Source organism: Xanthomonas sp. CFBP 8443 (assembly GCF_025666195.1).
Lineage (GTDB): Bacteria > Pseudomonadota > Gammaproteobacteria > Xanthomonadales > Xanthomonadaceae > Xanthomonas_A.
The window spans coordinates 771971-791956 of record NZ_CP102592.1 but is presented as its reverse complement, the minus strand read 5'-3'; the positions used below and the strand labels follow the sequence as shown (position 1 = coordinate 791956).

Genomic DNA, 19986 nt, shown 5'->3' with positions numbered 1-19986 from the left:
GCACGCGCTCGCTTAAACTTCGCCGTCACGATCAGGAGCCCGGCATGCACCGACGACACTTTCTGCGCAGCGGCGCACTGGCCGCCGCCACGCTCGGCGCCGGGCCCTTGTTCGCACGTACGCAGCGCGACGCCGCGCTGCCGCGACCAGCGCCGACCCTGCCGGTCCTGCCGGCGGCGCCCGCTCCCGCCGCGTTCGCGCCGTCGTCGCCATTGGCGCCGATCCGCGCCAGCGCCGACCGCATCGTCGCGCTGCACGCGTGCACGCGGCCGTTCCGCGCGCAGGGGCCGCGCATCGAGGCCGAGCGCATCGGCCGCAAGACCGTGATCCACAACTACGGCCACGGCGGCAGCGGCTGGTCGCTGTCGTGGGGCTCGGCGGCGATCGCCACGCAGCTGGCGCGCGCCACCGGCCAGCCCGAGCTGGCGGTGATCGGCTGCGGCGCGATCGGCCTGACCACCGCGCTGGTCGCGCAGCGTGCCGGGCTGCGCGTGCGCATCTATGCAAAGGAGCGGCCGCCGGAAGTGCGCTCCTCCTTCGCCACCGGGGTGTGGTCGCCAGATTCGCGGGTGTGCACCAGCGCCTACGCCACGCCCGAGTTCGGGCGGCGCTGGGAACAGATGGCACGCACTTCGTTCGGCATGTACCAGAACCTGCTCGGCCTGCCCGGCGACCCGATCGAGTGGCGCGACGGCTACGTGCTGTCGGACGTGCCGTTCGACCAGCCCAGCGGCCATGGCGGCAACGGCGAACCCGACTATCCAGCGCTCGAGGCGCAGTACCTGGCCGACCTGGGCCCGCGCTCGCAACCGCTGGCGGCGAACCAGCATCCGTTCCCGGTGGCGCACGTGCGCCGTTACACGCAGTTGGTGTTCAACATCAGCGCCTATGCGCGGCTGCTGATGGACGACTTCCTCGCCGCCGGCGGCGAGATCCAGACGCGCGAATTCGAAAGCCCGCGCCAGTTCGCCGAGCTGCGCGAGAAGACCCTGGTCAACGCCACCGGCTACGGCGCGCGCGCCCTGCTCGGCGACGACAGCCTGGTGCCGGTGCGCGGGCAGACCGCGCGACTGGTGCCGCAGTCGGACGTGACGTACGGGCTGGTCTATCGCGGCCACAACCTCAACGTGGTGCCGCGCCGCGACGGGATCCTGGTGCAGGCGCAGGCCGACGGCGACTTCGGCAATGCCGACGCTACTCCGGACCGTGCCGCGTCGGAGGCGGCGGTGGCGCGACTGGCCGCCCTGTTCGCGTAAGCCACGCCTCATCGCGTCACTTCGCCAACCTCATCGTGGCGACCGCGGCCCCAGTGCGCCGAGGCTCCAATGCATCGGTGGACGGACATACCGCCTGCGCCGCGCCCAGCGTACCGCCTCGCTTGCCACGCCGTGGCGGCCGCGCTTCGCTCACCGAAGCCCACAGCGCGTGCTCCGCACGCGCGGCACCTGCGCTTCACCGTGGCTAGCACACGGACGCCGTGGCGCGCCTTGTCCGCGACTGGCCAGCATGCGCGGTGCGCGCTACAGCCGGCTGACGCTGCGGATGCGGATGTCGTCGCTGTCCACGCCGTGCCGCTGCGCGGCCTGCGCGCGCAACCGTTGCAGCAGCCGTGCCGGATCCAGCGGCTCGCCGTCCTCCCAGCTGTGCGCCAGCGTGCCCCAGGCGATGCGCTGGCCGTAGCTGTAGGCGTCGTAGTCGGCCAGGTAGTGCCGCGCAGGCTCAGGTGCCGACGTGCACATCGCCTTCGTAGCCGTTGCAGCCCAGGTGTTCCAGCGCGATCGACAAGGCCAGCGCGTAGCTCTGCGCGCAGTAGCCGCCGACCTGTCCCACGCGCTGCCGCGAGACCACGCACAGGCAGGGTTCGCGCTGGTCGCAGGCATCGTCGTGCACTTCCACGTACGGCCGGCCGAGTTGCGCGACCGCGGCGGCGGTGGCGGCGCTGTCCGAGCACGCGCCCGGATCCAGCAGCAGCATCTCCACCCGCGCCGCATCGGCCTGGGCCAGCGCCTGCAGCAGTTCGGCCTCGCTGGCGCAGCCGCGCACCGCCAGGGTCTTGCCGGCACGCCCGGCATGCGCGAGCAATTGCCGCAGCACCGGCGGCGCGATGCGCGCCGGGCGGCCGCGATGGCCGGCCACGCAGTCCGGGCCGCGCAACAACAGGATCGACATGGCGGCGCCCTCAGTTGGCCAGCGCGGCGCGCGCGCCAAGCCGGCGCGCGGCCACGCCCAGCGCGATCGCGTAGCTGTCGGCGAGCGCGCCGTTGGCGATCACCGTCAGCAGCGGCGCGTGGCGCGGATGCAGCAGCGGCTCCAGCGCCTGCGCGCTGGCGTCGTGCATCTCGATGTACGGATGGCCGAGCGCATCGAGCGCCTCGCGCAGATGCGCGCCGTGTTCGGCCAGGTCCGCGGCCGGCAACTCGCCGGAATCCAGCAGCACCAGCTCGGTCTCGTCGTGCGCGCCCTGCCGCAGCCGCGCCACGATCTGCGCCGCATCGGCGCAGGCCACCGGCACTACATGCGCACCGGACGCGCCAGCCAGGCGCCGCGCAACGGCAATGGCCGGCGCATCACGGTGCGGGCCCTGGATCAGCAGAATCGACATGGAAGACATCCAACGGAAAGGACGTTGCAGACTCTAGGCGCGTGCCGCGTAAGCGCGCCATTGCGGCATGGCGTTGCGGCGTAAAGCTTGCGTAAGAAGTGCCGGGACTCGGGACTCGGGACTCGGGACTCGGAAAAGCGTAATGCCGCGAATCGGGGCTTTACCGACTTCCGTTCTTCGAGTCCCGAGTCCCGAGTCCCGAGTCCCGCGCCGTGCGACAGCCGGCCGCATCTGCGATCATCCGCGGTTTCCCGCAGCAAGCGCCGCCTGGAACATCTCATGACCCAACCCGCCCTGCGCCGCGATGTCGGCCCATTCGCCCTGATGCTGACCGGCCTGGGTTCGATCATCGGCTCCGGCTGGCTGTTCGGCGCCTGGCGCGCCGCTGGGCTGGCAGGCCCCGGCGCGGTCTGGGCCTGGCTGCTGGGCGCGGCGATCGTCACCACCATCGCGCTGGCCTATGCCGAACTGGGCGCGATGTTCCCCGAGTCCGGCGGCATGGTCCGCTACAGCCACTATTCGCACGGCTCGCTGGTCGGTTTCATCGCCGGCTGGGCCAACTGGATCGCGATCGTGTCGGTGATCCCGGTGGAAGCTGAGGCCTCGGTGCAGTACATGGCCTCGTGGCCGTGGCAGTGGGCGCAGGACCTGTACATGCAGCAGCCCGGCGGCGCCGGCGAATTGTCGGTGCCCGGCCTGTACATCGCCGCGGCGCTGGTGCTGGTGTATTTCCTGCTGAACTTCTGGAGCGTGAAGCTGTTCGCGCGCTCCAACAGCCTGATCACCGTGTTCAAGCTGGTGGTGCCGGCGCTGACCGGCATCGCGCTGATCGCCAGCGGTTTCCACCGCGAGAACTTCAGCGTCGGCCTGCACGGCGGCGCACATGTGATCGATTTCGCCGCGGTGCTGACCGCGGTGGCCACCGCCGGCATCGTGTTCAGCTTCAACGGCTTCCAGAGCCCGGTGAACCTGGCCGGCGAAGCGCGCAATCCGGGGCGCAGCATCCCGTTCGCGGTGCTGGGGTCGATCGCGCTGGCGACGGTGATCTACCTGATCCTGCAGGTGGCCTATATCGGTGCGGTGCCGCCGGAGCTGTTGGCCAAGGCCGGCTGGCACGGCATCGATTTCCGCTCGCCGTTCGCGCAGCTGGCGATCATCGTCAACCTGCACTGGCTGGCGATGCTGCTGTACGTGGATGCCTTCGTCAGCCCCAGCGGCACCGGCATCACCTACACCGCGACCACCGCGCGGATGATCTACGGCATGGAGCGCAACGGCACGCTGCCGGCGGTGCTGGGCAAGCTGCATCCGCACTGGGGCGTGCCGCGCCCGGCGATGTTCTTCAACCTGGCGGTGTCCTACCTGTTCCTGTTCTTCTTCCGCGGCTGGGGCACGCTGGCGGCGGTGATCTCGGTGGCCACGATCATCTCCTACCTCACCGGCCCGATCAGCGCGATGGCGCTGCGCCGCCACGCGCCGGAGATGCACCGTCCGCTACGCATCTTCGGCCTGCCGGTGCTGGCCGCCACCGCCTTCGTGCTGGCCACCGAACTGCTGTACTGGGCGCGCTGGCCGCTGACCGGCGAGATCATCGTGCTGATGCTGGTGGCGCTGCCGGTGTACGCCTACTACCAGCACCGCCAGGGCTGGAAGGATTTCGGCAAGCACCTGCGCGGCGCCAGCTGGCTGATCGCCTACCTGCCGACCATCGCGCTGCTGTCGTGGGCCGGCAGCACCACCTTCGGCGGGCATGGCTACCTGTCCTACGGACCGGATCTGGCCGTCGTCGCGGTGGTCGCGCTGGGCTTCTATTTCTGGGGCGTGCGCGCCGGCTGGCGCACCCCGTCGCTGCAGCAGGCCAGCGACGGCTGAGGCCGGCGTCGGCGCGGGTCAGCGCAGCGCCTGCAGCAGGCGCGAGACTAACGTGGCGCCAACGAATCCCGGCAGGCTGCACAGCAACGCCATGCTGAAGGTCTCGATGGCATCGCGCTGCATGTCCAACACCGCGAACGCGATGCCGAGGCAGAGCAGGGACGACAGGAACCCCACCAGGCCGATCCGCGCATGCGCGCGCCAGCCGCGCAACCGTGGCCAGTACCACGCGGCGGTCGCGCCGGTCAGCAAGGCCGGCAACGCACCGAACAGGTAGGACACCAGCGCGATCGCCAATGCGACCAGCAGCGCATTGCCGGGCGGCAGGCTGCTCCCCGCCGATCCGATCAGCAGCAACGGCGCCGCCACCAGGAACGTGCCCAGCGGCGGTCCGGCGATCAGGAACGCCAGCACCACGCCGGTGCGCACCAGGCCCGGATGCAATGGATCGATGGCATCGGGGGTGGCGGTGGCATCGGCCCGATCGTCGCCTTGCGGCACGCCGGTGGCGGGCGCATGCGCCGGTGCCGTGGGCGCGGCAGAGACGGTATCGGTATCGGGTGGATCGTCGGTCGTCATGGATCAGTGCCGTTACGGTGTGGTTGGCGCGTCGTTGCGATGGCGCCCGCTCTGCGGCGACTGCGACATCTGGGAAATACCGATCGCCATCGGCAGGCTGCGCAGCGGCAGGAGACGGTCGCGGCGCCACGTCCAGCAACGCGCACGCGATACCGGGTGGACACGGACCGCAGCAGTACGGCTATGCCGATTCGGGCGCACGCGCGCGTGTCCCGCCACGCAGCGCCTGCAGCAAGCGTGAGATCAGCGTGGCGCCAACGAACCCCGCCAGCGCGCACAAGGCCAACGCGATGGCGACCTCGTTGATGGGCGGCAGCGGGCGGCGCAGCAGGACGATCGCCGCGCCGACGCAGATCGCCGACAGCAGCGCGGCGGCCAGGCCCAGGCGCAGATGCGCGCGCCAGCCGCGCAGGCGTGGCCAGCAACGTGCCGCCAACAGGCCGGTCAGCAGCGCCGGCAACGCGCCGAACGCATAGGAAAACAGCGCCATCATCAGGGCCAGCAACAGCGTGCTGACGGAGGGGCCTTGCCCCGACCACACCATGGCCACCGGAAAGCCGACCACGACCGTGCCCAGCGGCGGGCCGGCGATCAGGAACGCCAGCACCACGCCGGTGTGGACCAGCCAGCGCGGCAATGGAGCGGCGCCTTCGCCTGGCGCAGGCCGGGCGAGGCGCCGCCGAGCTCCGGCCGGGACCGCCCGCGGATCGGCCGCAGGGTCCGGTCCCTCGGCCGTCACCGCGCCGCGGGGCCGGCTTGCCGCTGCGTCGCGCTGGCGTCGCGGGTGGCGCGGAACTCCGAATCGCTGCTCCAGTTCGGCCATTGCGACGAATTGGCCAGCTCCGCGCCCAGCGTGTACAGCACCTGCAGGTCGCGCGCGGCGCCGGCGAAGGTCCAGCTCGGCAGCCATTCGTCGCCGGGCTGGTGGTAGCGCTTGGCGGTGTAGTCGTCGGAGGCCGCCTTGCCGGCCTTGATCCCGCCGTCCACCCAGTCCTGCCCGGCGGCGAACGACAGCGCCGGCACACCGCGCTTGGCGAAGGAGAAGTGGTCGGAGCGGAAGAAGTAGCCGGCTTCCGGCTTCGGGTCCGGCGTGTAGCGCAGGTCCCAGCGCTTGGCGACCGTCTTCAGGTCCTCGAGCAGATCCAGCTTGGCGCTGCCGTAGATGCCGAAATCGCGCGACGGGCCGAACGGGCTCATGCCGTCCATGTTGATCACCGCCACCGTGCGCGCCAGCGGATACAGCGGCTTGGACGCGTAGTACTCCGAGCCGAGCAGGCCCTTCTCCTCGGCGGTGACCGCCAGGAACACCACCGAGCGCTGCGGCGCCGGCTGTTTCGCGAACACCCGGCCCAGTTCCAGCAATGCGGCGGTGCCGCTGGCGTTGTCCAGCGCGCCGTTGAAGATGCCATCGCCGTTGGCGTCGGCCGTGCCCACGCCGATGTGGTCCCAGTGCGCGGTGTAGATCACGCTGTCGTCCGGGTGCGTGCTGCCGGGCAGCCGCGCGACCACGTTGTGCGAGGTGATGACCTCCGACTTCACCGCGTAGTTTGCGTGCAACCGCTCACCCTTCAGTTCCACCGGCTTGAAGTCGCGCGATTGCGCCTGCTTCTTCAGCGCATCGAAATCCAGCCCGGCGCGCTTGAACAGGTCCGCCGCGACGTCGCGCTGGATCCAGCCTTCGAGCGCGGGGTGCGCGGACTTGGGATCGTCGCGGACCACGTCGAACATGCTGTTGGTGTTGGAACTGGCCACTGTGGCCCAGCCGTAGGAGGCCGGCGCGGTCTCGTGCACGATCAGCACGCCGGCCGCGCCCTGCCGCGCGCCTTCCTCGTACTTGTAGGTCCAGCGGCCGTAGTAGGTCATGCCCTTGCCGTCGAAGGCGCCCTTGCCGGTCTCGAAATCCGGGTCGTTGATCAGCACCACCGCGATCTTGCCCTTCAGGTCCACGCCCTTGAAGTCGTCCCAGCCGCGCTCCGGCGCCTTGACCCCGTAGCCGACGAAGACCAGCGGCGCGCCGTCGATGGCGACCTGGCTGCTGCCGTCGAGCGCGGCACGCACGGCGATCTGCTGGCCCTGGGTCAGTGCCTGGCGCTGGCCGCCGGCTTCGACCGCCACCTGCGGAGTGCCGACGATGTCGGCGCGGCGCAGCGGCACCGCCTGCGTCCACAGGCGCTTGCCGTCGCGCAGGTCGCCGCCCGGCTGCAGGCCGGCGGCCTGGAACTGCGCGCTCAGGTAGGCCACGGTCTTGTCCTCGCCCGGCGTGGCCGGCGCGCGGCCTTCGTAGGCGTCGGACGCCAGCGTCTTGACGTCGGCGGAAATGCGCTGCGTATCGAAGTTCGGCGCGGACGGCGGCGCCGCCATCAGCGCGCCTGAAATCGCCAGCGCCAGCATGCCCAGGATCGGTCGCTTCACTCTTGCCCCTTGGTTGGTGTGCGCGTCCGAGTGTAGCGACGGATGCCGCGGCCGGCACGCCGCATGCGCACGCAGCGGCGGCGCCTTGGGCGGCGCACACGCCGCGCTGCCCGGAATGGGAGCGGCCTCTGTGCAGACAGACGGTGCGCGGCCTGCGTGCCGCGCACCGTCTGCGGTGTGGCCGCCTCGTCGCCCGCTGCACGGCGGCCCCGCAACCGGCGGCGTCCAGCGGCGCTGCCGTGTTCCGATGCGGTCCGCTTCGGCCGGCGCCGTGCACGCCCGGCCAAGATGCCGTGCCATCAGTCACGTTTCGAGCCCGTCACGCGCCCACTATGCTGGACCATTCTCCTTGTCAGGCCAGGCCCATGCTCCGACCCTTGTCGCTGTTGATCTCCAGCATCCTCACCCTCGGCGCGGGCGCCGCGATCGCGCCGGCCAGTGCCGCGCCGCCGGCGCTGGCCGCCAAGGCCACCGTGCCGGAGATCGGCTACACCCGCTTCACCCTGCCCAACGGGCTGACCGTGGTGGTGCACGAGGACCACAAGGCGCCGGTGGTGGCGGTGAGCATCTGGTACCACATCGGCTCCGGCGACGAGCCGGCCGGCAAGACCGGCTTCGCCCACCTGTTCGAGCACCTGATGTTCTCCGGCTCGGAGAACCACAAGGGCACCTATTTCCAGCCGTTCGAGAAGGTCGGCGCCACCGACATGAACGGCACCACCTGGTTCGATCGCACCAACTACTTCGAGACCGTGCCGACCACCGCGCTGGACATGGCGCTGTGGATGGAATCGGATCGCATGGGCCACCTGCTCGGCGCGATCGGGCAGAAGGAACTGGATACCCAGCGCGGCGTGGTGCAGAACGAGAAGCGCCAGGGCGAGAACCGTCCGTACGGGCGCGTGGACGAGAACATCCTGGCCAACATCTTCCCGGCCAACCATCCGTACCAGCACGACACCATCGGCTCGATGGCCGACCTCGATGCGGCCTCGCTGGACGACGTCAAGCAGTGGTTCCACGACAACTACGGCGCCGCCAACACCACCCTGGTGCTGGCCGGCGACATCACCGTGGCCCAGGCCAAGGCCAAGGCCGCGCAGTACTTCGGCGACATCCCCGCCGGCAAGCCGGTGCCGCGCCAGCAGCCATGGATCACCCCGCTGGCCAAGCAGACTCGTGGCGTGCAGCACGACCAGGTCGCGCAGCCGCGCATCTACCGCACCTGGGTGGCGCCGCAGCTGGGCACCGACGACGCGGTGCAGCTGGACCTGGCCACCACCGTGCTCGGCGGCGGCAAGACCAGCCGCCTGTACCAGCGCCTGGTGTACCGCGACAACCTGGTGGACGACATCTCGGCCAGCATCCAGCCGTTCGCGCTGGCCAGCCAGCTGCAGATCAGCGCCGACGTGAAGGACGGCGTGGACCCGGCCAAGGTCGAGGCCGCCATCGCCGACGAACTGAAGAAATTCCTCAGCGAAGGCCCGAGCGCCGACGAACTGCAGCGCGCGCAGGTCAACTACCGCGCCGGCTTCGTGCGCGGCCTGGAGAAGGTCGGCGGCTTCACCGGCAAGGCCGCGATCCTGGCCGAGGGTCAGGTCTATCGCAACGATCCGGGCGCCTACAAGCACGACCTGCAGCGCGCCCAGGCCGCCACCGCGGCCAGCGTGCGCAAGGCCGCCGACACCTGGTTCGGCAAGGGCGACTACCTGCTGACCGTGCTGCCTGCGGCCGAGGGCTTCGACCCGGTGGCCGAGGACAAGGCGCTCAAGCCGCTGCCCGTGGCCGACGGCAAGCCCGCGCCCAAGCTGCCGGCCAAGGCCAGCTACAGCGTCGGCAAGAACCAGGTCGACCGTGCCGCCGGCATCCCGGAAACCACCCAGTTCCCGAGCCTGAGCTTCCCGCAGCTGCAGCGCGGCAAGCTCAAGAACGGCATCGAGGTGGTGCTAGCCGAGCGCCACACCATTCCGGTGACGCAGGTCGAACTGCTGTTCGACGCCGGCTACGCCGTCGACCAGGGCGGCAAGCTCGGCACCGCCAACTTCACCGCGGCGCTGATGAACGAAAGCACCCGCAGCTTGGACTCGGTGGAAGTGGCGCAGCGCCGCCAGCGCCTGGGCGCGATCACCAGCGTGGCGTGCGAGCTGGACAGCTGCGCCGCCTCGCTCGACGCGCTCAACGACCAGCTCGCGCCGTCGCTGGCGTTGTTCGCCGACATCGTGCGCAACCCGGCGTTCAAGGCCGAGGACATCGAGCGCGTGCGCGGCCAGTGGCTGGCCTCCATCGCGCAGGAGAAGACCCAGCCGCAAGGCCTGGCGCTGCGCACCCTGCCGCCGCTGCTGTACGGCCCGCAGCATCCCTACGGCGTGCCGCTCACCGGCAGCGGCACCGAGGCGGCGATCAAGAGCCTGGGCGCCAGCGACCTGACCGCGTTCCAGAACGACTGGCTGCGCCCGGACAACCTGCGCATCCTGGTCGCCGGCGACACCACCCTGGCGCAGATCATCCCGCAGCTGGACGCGGCGTTCGGCGACTGGCAGCCGCCGGCAGCCGCGCGCCCGACCAAGACCCTGTCGCAGGTCGCCGCGCAGCCCAAGCCGCGGGTGTACCTGATCAACCGCACCGACGCGCCGCAGTCGCTGATCCTGGCCGGCCTGCTGGCACCGTCGACCAAGGCGCCGGACAACCTGGCCATCGGCGTGGCCAACGGCGCGTTCGGCGGCACCTTCACCTCGCGGTTGAACATGAACCTGCGTGAGGACAAGCGCTGGGCCTACGGCGCCAACAGCTTCATGCTGGATGCGCAGGGCCAGCGCCCGTTCCTGTTCTTCGCCCCGGTGCAGACCGACAAGACCGCCGAGTCGGCCGCCGAGATCCTGAAGGAAGCCAAGGCCGTGGTCGGCGACAAGCCGCTGACCGCCGATGAGATCGCCAAGATCAAGAACCAGCGCATCCGCGCCCTGCCGGGCAGCTTCGAGACCACCGGCGCGGTGCTGGGCGCGGTCGAGAGCATCGTCCAGTACGACCGTCCGGACGACTACGTGCAGACCCTGAAGACGCGCCTGGAAGCCATCGACCAGCGCGCCGCGCAGGCGGCGATCAAGGAGATTGTCACGCCGCAGGCGATGACCTGGGTCATCGTCGGCGACCTCAAGCAGATCGAGGCGCCGGTGCGCGCACTGAAGCTGGGCGAGGTGCAGGTGCTGGACAGCGACGGCCAGCCGGTCAAGGCGAAGGCCAAGGCCGCCGGCAAGCAGTAACGCCGCACATGCATGGCCGGGACTGCCCGGCCATGCGCGACGCGTCGGCATCTGCGTGATCCGCCGGCGCCATCGCAACGCATCGCCATCGCCATCGCCATCGCCATCGCGCGATGCGACATGCGACATGCGACGGCATGTGGCCTCGCACGCTGCGCTCCGGCGCAACCTGCATGCACACAAGCGGGTACAGCACGCAGCCATCGCTGCGCGTTCCACTATCGGTCGCGCGGCATGCAAGCGCTACGGCCAATGACAAGACTTCGAGCCGGTCCTTGCGCCACCCGTAAGCTGGCCGACCAGGCATCCTCCAAGAAGTAGACTCGCCTCCTGGACGCTGCTGCCGATCGGAGATCGCGATGCTCGAAAACACCTTCTCCGATGGCGAAGCCGCCATCGTCCCGGCGGATCTGGATCACCTGGAATCCGTCATCGGCTGCAAGCTGCCGGCGTCGTTCAGGGCGCACTACCTCAAGTACAACGGCGGCATGCCGGCGCGGGCGTACTGGGTCGGCGAGGATGGGGACGAGCCGATAGAAGTCGCCGCTTTCAAACCGATCGCGCATGGCGACTACACGCTGCTGTCCAGCTACCGGTCGATGCTGCAGAAACAGGTTCTGCCCGCACGCCTGCTGCCGTTCGCGAACGACTGGGGTGGCAACTTCTTTTGCCTGGATCTGGACACGGGCACCGTCAGCTATTTCCCCACCGACACCTTCGACAGCGACCTCAGCCCGGAACAAAACCAGGCCAATGCCGAACGGCCGGTGTGCCCGGATTTCCTCCAGTTCGTCCACGGGCTGATCGACGAGGAGGATGCGTACGACGCATGAACCGGCCGGCAAGGCGCGCATGGCCGGCAATGTCCTTCACGGCCCTTGGCCGTAGCGCTTGGTATCCCGAACGCCTGTCCTCACCTACCACCGCCGATGCCGACCGCCTCGCCCCGCCGCGCCGACGTCGCCCCACGCATCCGCGTCGGCTGCGCCGGCTGGTCGATCGCCAGCACGCAGCGCGCGCTGGTCGGCGAGGGCGCCAGCCAGCTGGCGCGCTATGCCACCCGCTTCAATGCGGTCGAGATCAATTCCTCGTTCTACCGCCCGCACCGCCCGGCCACCTACCAGCGCTGGGCCGACAGCGTGCCGGCGGATTTCCGCTTCTCGGCCAAGCTGCCGCGCACCATCACCCACGACGCGCGCCTGTACCGGGTCGCGCCACTGCTGCAGACCTTCCTCGGCGAAGTCGGCCATCTCGGCGACAAACTCGACTGCCTGCTGGTGCAACTGCCGCCGAGCCTGGCCTTCGATGCGCGCACCGCCGCCACCTTCTTCGCGATGCTGCGGCGCCGCTGGCACGGCGGCATCGCCTGCGAACCGCGCCACGCCAGCTGGTTCAGCGCGCGAGCCGAGGCGCTGTGGCAGCGCCACGGGGTCGCGCGTGTGGCCGCCGACCCGGCCCTGAATGACGCCGCCGCGCAGCCGGCGGGCACGGCGGCGCCGGCTTACTGGCGCTGGCACGGCACGCCGCGCATCTACTACAGCGACTATCCCGACGACGTCCTGCAGCAGTTGGCCGCACGCGTCGTCGCCGCCACGCCGCCGACGGGCGAGGCCTGGGTGATCTTCGACAACACCGCGCTCGGCCACGCGCTCGACAATGCCGCCACGCTGCAGGCGCAGCTGGACGCGGAAGGCATCGACGTCGGCCCAGGCACCTGACGCAGCGCGTCACCCGGACGCCGCCAGCGGCCACGTCAGCCGCGAAGCGCGGACCGGCCACGCTGTTATGCACGACCACGCGCGTACGAGCAATCATGCCAAGCGTGCAGCGAACCTGTGGGAGCGACTTCAGTCGCGACGGGCCTTACCGATAGTGCGTCGCGACTGAAGTCGCTCCCACAAAAGCTCGCGCTTGCCGTAGACCCCTTGGGTCGCATGCTCCAGGCTCCGGGCGCCTGCCCACCCCGGCGCACCCGGGCCATGGGCCATGGCGATCAAACCGATGGCGGCCGCCTCCGACGCGCCGCGGGAATCCGCGCCGCAGCGCGATTGGCCCCGCTCTTGCATCGCTTTGCGCATGTCCCAGCCGTCCACCCTCCGATTCAAGCCAGCCGGCGCATGGCCGATATCGCCAGATCGGCCGCCTGCGTCGTGCCTCGGCCCGGATCGCGCTGCGCTTTCTTCTTTCGTCGGCACGCGGCTGCCACCGCCGCCGGTCTCCCGTCTCCTCCTTCGGTCGTTTACCATGCCGCACGCATCCTGCTCTGGACCCGAGATGAGCCATGCCGCTCCTCCCTGCTGCACCCCGCTGCTGAGCCTGTCGCTGGGCCTGCTGCTGGGCAGCTGCGACACCGCCGCCGCGCAGGCCGCACCGGCCGCGGTGCAGACCGCGCCCGCGCCCGTGCCGCTGACCCCGGACCTTGCCTACCCCGAGCTGTTCCAGGCGGTGCAGCAGCAGGAACTGTTCGACGACCAGAAGCATTTCGTCGATGCGCTGCCGCTGCGCGACCCGGCGCTGATCAACGCCGACTACCTGGCCCAGCGCCAGCAGCCGGGCTTCGACCTGCGCCGCTTCGTCGCCGCCAACTTCGAGGAATCCGGCCCGGTGCAGACCGAGGCGATACGCCAGGACACCGGCCTGCGCGAGCACATCGACGCGCTGTGGCCGCTGCTGGTGCGGCGCCAGGTGGACGTGCCGGCGCACAGCAGCCTGCTGTCGCTGCCGCAGCCGTACGTGGTGCCGGGCGGGCGCTTCCGCGAGGTCTACTACTGGGATTCCTACTTCACCATGCTCGGCCTGGTCGAGAGCGGCGAGACCGAGCGCAGCCGGCAGATGCTGGACAACTTCGCCTACCTGATCGACACCTACGGGCACATCCCCAACGGCAACCGCACCTACTACCTGAGTCGCTCGCAGCCGCCGTTCTTCTCGCACATGGTGCAGCTGCAGGCCAAGGTGGAAGGCGACGCCGCCTACGCGCGCTACCTGCCGCAGCTGCAGAAGGAATACGCGTACTGGATGGAAGGCGCGCAGGCGCTGGCCCCGGGCAGCGCGCAGGCGCACGTGGTGCGGCTGGCCGACGGCAGCCTGCTCAACCGCTACTGGGACGCGCGCGACACCCCGCGCCCGGAAGCCTGGCTGCACGACGTGCGCACCGCCGCGCAGGCCAAGGACCGCCCGGCCGCGGAGGTCTACCGCGACCTGCGCGCCGGTGCCGAGAGCGGCTGGGACTATTCCAGCCGCTGGCTGGGCGACCGCAAGACCCTGGCCACGATCCGCACCACCGCCATCGTCCCGGTCGACCTCAACAGCCTGCTCTACCACCTCGAAACGACCCTGGCCCTGGCCTGCGCCAAAGCCCCCGGCGCGGCCGGCTGCGACACCGACTACGCGGCCCTGGCCGGCGCGCGCAAGACCGCGATGGACAAGCACCTGTGGAGCGACGCCGGCTACTACGCCGACTACGACTGGCAGCAACGCCGTCTGCGCGACCAGGTCACCGCCGCGGCGCTGTATCCGCTGTTCGTCGGCGTCGCCTCGCCGGCGCGCGCCAAGCGCAGCGCCGACACCGTGCAGGCGCAGCTGCTGCGTCCCGGCGGCCTGGCCAGCACCCGGCTGCACACCGGCCAGCAGTGGGACGAGCCCAACGGCTGGGCGCCGCTGCAGTGGATCGCGGTGAACGGCCTGCGCCGCTACGGCCAGGACGCGCTGGCGCAGCGCATCGGCAGCCGCTTCCTGGCCCGCGTGCAGGCGCTGTTCGCGCAGCAGCACAAGCTGGTGGAGAAGTACGGCGTGGACGCGCAGGCCAGCGGCGGCGGCGGCGGCGAATACGCGCTGCAGGACGGCTTCGGCTGGACCAACGGCGTGACCCTGCTGCTGCTGGACCTGTACGCCACGCCGGCGCCGCCGGCAGCGGCCGCACCGGCGGCGCAGCGGCAGCGGCAGGCGGAGCCGGCCACACCCTGAGGCGCCGGCCGGCGGGTATGCTGCGGTCCTTGCCCACACCAAGGACCGACGATGAGCGTACGCACCCTGGCCGAATTCCTGTCCGCCTCGCGCGAGAAGGACGCGTCCGCCGACGCGTTCGAACTGGAAAACCCGCACCTGCTGGAAGTGCGCCTGGACGGCCTGGTCTGGGCCAAGGCCGGGGCGATGGTGGCGCGCAAGGGCGCGGTCAAGTTCACCCGCCAGGGGCTGATGGAACAGGGCCTGGGCAATCTGCTGAAGAAGGCGGTCAGCGGCGAAGGCATGCAGCTGATGAAGGTCGAGGGCGAAGGCCGCGTGTACCTGGCCGACGCCGGCAAGAAGATCACCCTGCTGCGCCTGGCCGGCGAGGCGATCTTCGTCAACGGCAACGACGTGCTCGCCACCGAGTCCGGCATCGACAGCCAGATCACCATGATGCGCAAGGTCGCCGGCATGCTCTCCGGCGGCCTGTTCAACGTGCGCCTGAGCGGCCACGGCATCGTCGCCATCACCTCGCACTACGAACCGCTGACGCTGCCGGTCAACGCGCAGACCGGGCCGGTGTTCACCGACCCCAACGCCACCGTGGCCTGGTCCGGTGGGCTGACCCCGGAGATCATCACCGACGTCAGCCTGGGCACGCTGTTCGGGCGCGGCTCGGGCGAGAGCATCCAGCTGCGCTTCGCCGGCGACGGCTGGGTGGTGGTGCAGCCGTACGAGGAAGTGGCGCTGCAGGCCAGGAGCTGAGAGCGCGACGCCGGCGTCAGCCTGGGCACGCTGCTTGGCCGCGGCTCCGGTAAGAGCATCCAGCTGCGTTTCGCTGGCGACGGCTGGGAATGGTGCAGCCGTACGAAGAAGTGGCGCTGCAGGCCAGGAGCCGCGGCCTGGCGCGCACGGCCAGCCTGGCTTGCCGATGGAATGGCCGGATGCCGCGCATGGCCGCCGGGTCGATGCGCCATCCCCCATGCGATGCCGCACCCCGCGCGGACGCACCATTGCGGGATGTGTGCGGATGCCAGGTTCGATCGTGCGCGCGTCGGCAGCGACGCGCGCGACCCACGCGACCCGCAAGCGCCCGATCGCAACGCGCGTTACTGCGCCGGCGTCTCCGCCTTGATTCCCATCGCCTCGCGGTAGCGCTGGTACAGCGCCAGCACCTTGTCGATGTACTCGCGCGTCTCCGCATACGGCGGCACGCCGCGGTAGCGCGCCACGGTGCCGATGCCGGCGTTGTAGGCGGCCGCAGCCAGCGTGCGGTCGCCCTGGTAGCGGCGCAGCAGCGACTGCATGTAGCGCGCGCCGCCAGCGATCGACTGGTCGGCGGCGAACGGATCGGCCACGCCGTATTCCTTGGCCACCTCGGGCATCAGCTGCATCACGCCCTGCGCGCCCTTCGGCGAGACCGCGGCGGCGTCGAAGCCGCTTTCGGCATGCGCGATCGCGCGCAGCCACGGATCGTCCACGCCGGTGGCGCGCGCCGCGGCACGGAACTGCTTGGCGTGCATGTTCAACTGCGGCGCGCCGACCTTGCCCAGGCCCGGGTGCGCCGCCTCGCCCGGCGGGGTCACCGCGGTGAAGCGCAGGTACGGGCGCGACCCCGGCAGGTTGCGCGTGGAATACACCAGGCGCCCGTCCTGCTCGCGCTCGTACAGGGTGCCGCTGAACACGCCCATGCTGCCCCACAGGTTGGGCGTGGCGATCGCGGCATCGTCGAGCTCCTTCGGCGTGCATTTGGAGCCCGGCTCCGGCGCGGTCGCCAGGCTGACCGTGCCGTCGCGCACGCAGCGGTACACCGTGCGCGCCTGCGCGCCGGCGGCGACGCAGCACGACAGCAACAGGATCAGCAGCGTTCGGGAACCGGGCATGGGTGGGCTGCAGGACGGGCAAAGGTGGGCGCGCATCATCGCGCAACCGGCGTCGGCGCGGGTGAGGACCGCAATGGGGCTCCTTCCGACCGAGGCTTTGACGCGCACTTTAGGTGGGGCAGCGTCCCTGACAGGTCACCGACGCTGCCGAGGTTCCCGGCTCCGTTCGTCGCGACTGAAGTCGCTCCCACAGGAACTTGCGGCGAGCCGGCCGGGTGCACTGTGGGAGGGACTTCAGTCCCGACTGCATCGAAGCCGGATACCGGATGGCTTCTTCCTTTGCGGTTGAACCGCTCCTACAAGGGCAGGCCAACGGGCGAGCAACTTGTGCGCGCAAGTCGCCAACCTCTGGCACGTACCATTGCGCACCGGCCGCCGGCACGAGCGAGGAACGCCCCGCCACGATGGTGTGTGCACTGTAGGAGCGGCTTCAGCCACGACAGAAACCTTCGGCTGCCTGTCGCGGCTGAAGCCGCTCCTACAAAGGCAAGCGGCCTGCGCCCCCTTACGGCGCGCAGACCGCCAGCTTCTGATCCGCGTACCACAGCGCGCGCCGCGCCAGGTCGTAGGCGCTGTCGGCGGCGCGCGGCAGCGTCTGCTGCGCCTGGATCGGGTCGGCGCCCTTGGCCATGGCGTTTTCCACCCGCTGCAGCGCATCCAGGTTGTCCAGCACCGATTGCAGCAGGCGGCTGCGCTGCGCCGCCGGGCAGGCCGCGCGGCGCCGCTCCAGCTCGCCGATCGCCTTGCGGATGCGGCGGCTGGCCTCGCCGTCCAGCCCGGGCGCCTTCTCGAATGCGATCGGCGCGGCCTTGTAGGCGTCGCCGGTGGCCTCGCTGCCGAGATCGCCCGGGCGCTCGTGCAAGCCGGGATTGAAGCGCACCTCCGGCGGAGGCCGCGCCACCGCCGGCTGATGGGTGCTCTTGGGCAGCATCTTCTTCATCGCATCGCCGATGCCCTGCATCGCCACGTCGCCCAGGGTGCCGTCGCTGGCCCAGTCCTTGTCGAAGCGGGTGCGCCGATAGTCGATCGGATTGGGGCGCTCGAGCAGGCGCTTGGCCTTGGCCAGGTCGCGCGGGTTGGTGGTGCCCGGCGGCGTGCCCTGCGCCTCGGCGAACGGATCCACCGCCACGCCGTCCGGCAGCCGTGCGCTGCCGTCGCGGGTGTACAGCGTCGCACTCATCGGCGCGGCCTGCGTGGCCACGGGGGCGGCGGTGCGGGTCGGTGGCGGCAGCGGCGCTTGCGCCGCGCGTGCGGCGGCCGGCGCCCGCCGTGCCGCGACATGCGGCGCGGGCTCGGCAGCCGGCAATTGCGGCGGCGGCGCGGCAGCCGGCACCGGCCGCGGCACGAACACCAGCCGCAGCGCATCGTGCGCATGCGCCGGCGGCGGCGACGGCGCGATCAGCAGCAATCGGCCCAGCAGCAGCAGGATCAGCAAGGTGGTGGCCGCCGCGCCCAGGCGCAGCAGCCGGTCTTCCGCAGGCGCAGACGTCACGACGATCGAGATTCCATAGCGAGGTATGCGTCCACCGGAGGATTGTCTCCGGACCCCGCTATGGTGCCGTGAGTTCCTGTGCCGAAACGTGTCGGCCGGCGTCCACAACGGCCATGTCCCGGCATGCGCCGCCGGATTGCAGGTGCAAAACCCCTGCCGCGCTTGACGCTGCGCCATGTGGCGAGGAAACCGGCTAAGGTGGCGCGCGCCGACGCCGCGACAGCCGGCGTACAGCCAGCGCACGCCGGCACCCCCGATATCCTGTTGGAGAACGCAATGATCCGATGGCTGGGCGCCTGCCTGCTGAGCGCGGCCGCGGCGCTGCCGGCAGCCGCCGCGACGTCGCACCTGGACGCCATCGCGCAACGCGGCGCGCTGCGCGTATGCACGACCGGCGACTACCTGCCGCACAGCCTGCTGCGCACCGACGGCCGCTACGAAGGCATCGACATCGCCCTGGCGCAATCGCTCGCGGCCAGCCTGGAAGTGCCGGTGCGCTGGGTGCCCACGCGCTGGGCGACGCTGCTGCCGGACCTGCTCGCCGACCGCTGCGACATCGCCGTCGGCGGCATCTCGGTGTCGCTGCCGCGGCAACGCCACGCCTGGTTCAGCGCCGTGCTCGAGGTGGACGGCAAGATCCCGCTGGTGCGCTGCGCCGACCAGGACCGCTATCGCGACGTCGCCCAGATCAACCGCGCCGAGGTGCGGGTGATCGAGCCGCGCGGCGGCACCAACGAGGCCTTCGCCCGCCGCGAGCTGCCGCAGGCGCGGCTGACCCTGTCCGACGACAACACCGCCATCTTCCGCGAACTGGCCGAAGGCCGCGCCGACGTGATGATCACCGATGCGTCGGAAGCGCGTTTCCAGCAGCGCCGCGTTCCCGGGCTGTGCGCGGTGAACCCGCAGCAGCCGCTGCAATACAGCGAAAAGGCGTTCCTGCTGCCGCGCGACGACATGGCCTGGAAGGCCTACGTGGACCAGTGGCTGCACCTGAGCAAGGCCAGCGGCGAGTACCGCAAGGCGCAGGCGCCGTGGCTGGGGGATGCGGACTAGCCTCGCAACGCGAACGGCCCATCGCCGCAGCTGCTTCCGCGCGGCACCAATCGTTGGGGCAGAGACAGCGGCAGCGGCATCGACGCCGCGCTATGCTGCCGACGCCGGCGGCGATCGCCCCGGCAGAAAAGGACATCGACAAGGGGACATCATGAAGAACGTATGGAGCGCGCTCGCATTGGCGGGCGTCATGCTGCTGGCCGGGTGCTCGACCAACAGCGTGGTACGCCAGAGCTACAAGGCCGCCGCGCCGGAAACCTACTGGTACCAGATCAAGGGCAACGCAGACACCGATGCCGAAAGCCTGGGCATGTTCCAGCGCCAGCTCGACGAAAAGCTGGACGCGGCGCATCTGCGCGGCGCCGAAGGCAAGGCGGACGCGCGCAAGATGACGATCACCATCGACCACTACTACATGCGCAGCAACGGAGCGCGCTTCTGGGCCGGCATCATGGCCGGGCGCGACAAGATCAAGAGCCGGATCGAGGTCGCCGGCGCGGACGGCAAGACCGCGGCACGCTTCGATGTCGAGTCGACCAATACCAGCGCCTGGGGCACCTCCGAAGGATTGGTCGGCCGCCATGCCGAAGAAATCGTCGAACGGCTCAAGCAGCTGCAGTAGACGCATGCGTTAGCGATCGCCATTGCGCGGGGACGCAACCGGTGTCCCGCGCGCGAGATCACCGTGCGCGAGCGCCTTCCGCTCGGCCGCTCGACGCCAACGCCGCATTGTGGGAGCGACTTCAGTCGCGACAGGCCTTTCCGATACACCCTGTCGCGACTGAAGTCGCTCCCACAAGGGATCCATGCCTGCGGATAGACAAGAAAGCGGCTCCAGCGCCGTCGCGACTGAAGCCCGCCGATGATTGCGCCCGAGCGCTTTCC

At 70.5% G+C, this 19986-nt stretch carries 17 protein-coding genes; 9 read left to right on the top strand and 8 right to left on the bottom strand.

The window, feature by feature from the left end; genetic code table 11:
- The first annotated feature begins 44 nt into the window (after nucleotides 1–44).
- Nucleotides 45–1256, top strand: coding sequence for an FAD-dependent oxidoreductase (locus NUG20_RS03290; protein ID WP_263397031.1), 1212 nt, complete (start codon nucleotides 45–47; stop codon nucleotides 1254–1256).
- Between the two features lie 264 nt (nucleotides 1257–1520).
- Here NUG20_RS03290 and NUG20_RS03285 read toward each other — a convergent pair whose 3' ends face one another.
- The 3 genes from NUG20_RS03285 to NUG20_RS03275 are packed head-to-tail and all read right to left on the bottom strand — an operon-like array spanning nucleotide 1521 to nucleotide 2602.
- The gene (locus NUG20_RS03285; protein WP_263397030.1) at nucleotides 1521–1739 is read right to left on the bottom strand and encodes a hypothetical protein; all 219 of its coding nucleotides are present in this window, start codon (nucleotides 1737–1739) and stop codon (nucleotides 1521–1523) included.
- Nucleotides 1720–2169, bottom strand: coding sequence for a type II 3-dehydroquinate dehydratase (locus NUG20_RS03280; protein ID WP_263397029.1), 450 nt, complete (start codon nucleotides 2167–2169; stop codon nucleotides 1720–1722). Before NUG20_RS03280 ends, NUG20_RS03285 begins: the two co-directional genes overlap by 20 nt.
- 10 nt (nucleotides 2170–2179) lie before the next feature.
- Nucleotides 2180–2602 (bottom strand): hypothetical protein, encoded by a 423-nt coding sequence (locus NUG20_RS03275; protein ID WP_263397028.1) that lies wholly within the window; start codon nucleotides 2600–2602, stop codon nucleotides 2180–2182.
- A gap of 279 nt (nucleotides 2603–2881) precedes the next feature.
- Here NUG20_RS03275 and NUG20_RS03270 point away from each other — a divergent pair, with 279 nt between their 5' ends.
- The gene (locus NUG20_RS03270) at nucleotides 2882–4474 is read left to right on the top strand and encodes an APC family permease (protein ID WP_263397027.1); all 1593 of its coding nucleotides are present in this window, start codon (nucleotides 2882–2884) and stop codon (nucleotides 4472–4474) included.
- An 18-nt stretch (nucleotides 4475–4492) separates the two neighbouring features.
- On the opposite strand, the gene NUG20_RS03265 is transcribed toward NUG20_RS03270, so the two are convergent.
- The 3 genes from NUG20_RS03265 to NUG20_RS03255 all read right to left on the bottom strand — a co-directional run bounded on the left by NUG20_RS03265 (nucleotide 4493) and on the right by NUG20_RS03255 (nucleotide 7465).
- Nucleotides 4493–5053 carry a hypothetical protein gene (locus NUG20_RS03265; protein ID WP_263397026.1) on the bottom strand — a complete coding sequence of 187 codons (561 nt, stop codon included), beginning with the start codon at nucleotides 5051–5053 and terminating at the stop codon, nucleotides 4493–4495.
- A gap of 181 nt (nucleotides 5054–5234) precedes the next feature.
- On the bottom strand, nucleotides 5235–5690 hold the full coding sequence (locus NUG20_RS03260) for a hypothetical protein (protein WP_263397025.1): 456 nt from the start codon (nucleotides 5688–5690) through the stop codon (nucleotides 5235–5237).
- A gap of 98 nt (nucleotides 5691–5788) precedes the next feature.
- Nucleotides 5789–7465: a M28 family metallopeptidase gene (locus NUG20_RS03255; protein ID WP_263397024.1), complete on the bottom strand. Its 1677-nt coding sequence runs from the start codon at nucleotides 7463–7465 to the stop codon at nucleotides 5789–5791.
- Between the two features lie 365 nt (nucleotides 7466–7830).
- On the opposite strand from NUG20_RS03255, the gene NUG20_RS03250 reads away from it, so the two are divergent.
- The 5 genes from NUG20_RS03250 (at nucleotide 7831) to NUG20_RS03230 (ending at nucleotide 15438) form a co-directional block, all read left to right on the top strand.
- The gene (locus NUG20_RS03250; protein WP_263397023.1) at nucleotides 7831–10725 is read left to right on the top strand and encodes a M16 family metallopeptidase; all 2895 of its coding nucleotides are present in this window, start codon (nucleotides 7831–7833) and stop codon (nucleotides 10723–10725) included.
- A gap of 359 nt (nucleotides 10726–11084) precedes the next feature.
- Nucleotides 11085–11558: an SMI1/KNR4 family protein gene (locus tag NUG20_RS03245; RefSeq protein WP_263397022.1), complete on the top strand. Its 474-nt coding sequence runs from the start codon at nucleotides 11085–11087 to the stop codon at nucleotides 11556–11558.
- Between the two features lie 96 nt (nucleotides 11559–11654).
- The gene (locus NUG20_RS03240) at nucleotides 11655–12443 is read left to right on the top strand and encodes a DUF72 domain-containing protein (protein WP_263397021.1); all 789 of its coding nucleotides are present in this window, start codon (nucleotides 11655–11657) and stop codon (nucleotides 12441–12443) included.
- Nucleotides 12444–12999: 556 nt separating this feature from the next.
- Nucleotides 13000–14691, top strand: coding sequence for an alpha,alpha-trehalase TreA (gene treA / locus NUG20_RS03235; RefSeq protein ID WP_263397020.1), 1692 nt, complete (start codon nucleotides 13000–13002; stop codon nucleotides 14689–14691).
- Between the two features lie 51 nt (nucleotides 14692–14742).
- Nucleotides 14743–15438 (top strand): AIM24 family protein, encoded by a 696-nt coding sequence (locus NUG20_RS03230; RefSeq protein WP_263397019.1) that lies wholly within the window; start codon nucleotides 14743–14745, stop codon nucleotides 15436–15438.
- Nucleotides 15439–15782: 344 nt separating this feature from the next.
- Here NUG20_RS03230 and NUG20_RS03225 read toward each other — a convergent pair whose 3' ends face one another.
- Nucleotides 15783–16556: a lytic transglycosylase domain-containing protein gene (locus tag NUG20_RS03225; protein ID WP_263397018.1), complete on the bottom strand. Its 774-nt coding sequence runs from the start codon at nucleotides 16554–16556 to the stop codon at nucleotides 15783–15785.
- Nucleotides 16557–17061: 505 nt separating this feature from the next.
- Nucleotides 17062–18048, bottom strand: coding sequence for a hypothetical protein (locus NUG20_RS03220; RefSeq protein WP_263397017.1), 987 nt, complete (start codon nucleotides 18046–18048; stop codon nucleotides 17062–17064).
- Nucleotides 18049–18324: 276 nt separating this feature from the next.
- On the opposite strand from NUG20_RS03220, the gene NUG20_RS03215 reads away from it, so the two are divergent.
- Nucleotides 18325–19101 carry a transporter substrate-binding domain-containing protein gene (locus tag NUG20_RS03215; RefSeq protein WP_263397016.1) on the top strand — a complete coding sequence of 259 codons (777 nt, stop codon included), beginning with the start codon at nucleotides 18325–18327 and terminating at the stop codon, nucleotides 19099–19101.
- Nucleotides 19102–19252: 151 nt separating this feature from the next.
- Nucleotides 19253–19723, top strand: a complete 471-nt coding sequence (locus tag NUG20_RS03210) for a DUF4410 domain-containing protein (protein WP_263397015.1) — start codon at nucleotides 19253–19255, stop codon at nucleotides 19721–19723.
- Nucleotides 19724–19986: the final 263 nt, after the last annotated feature.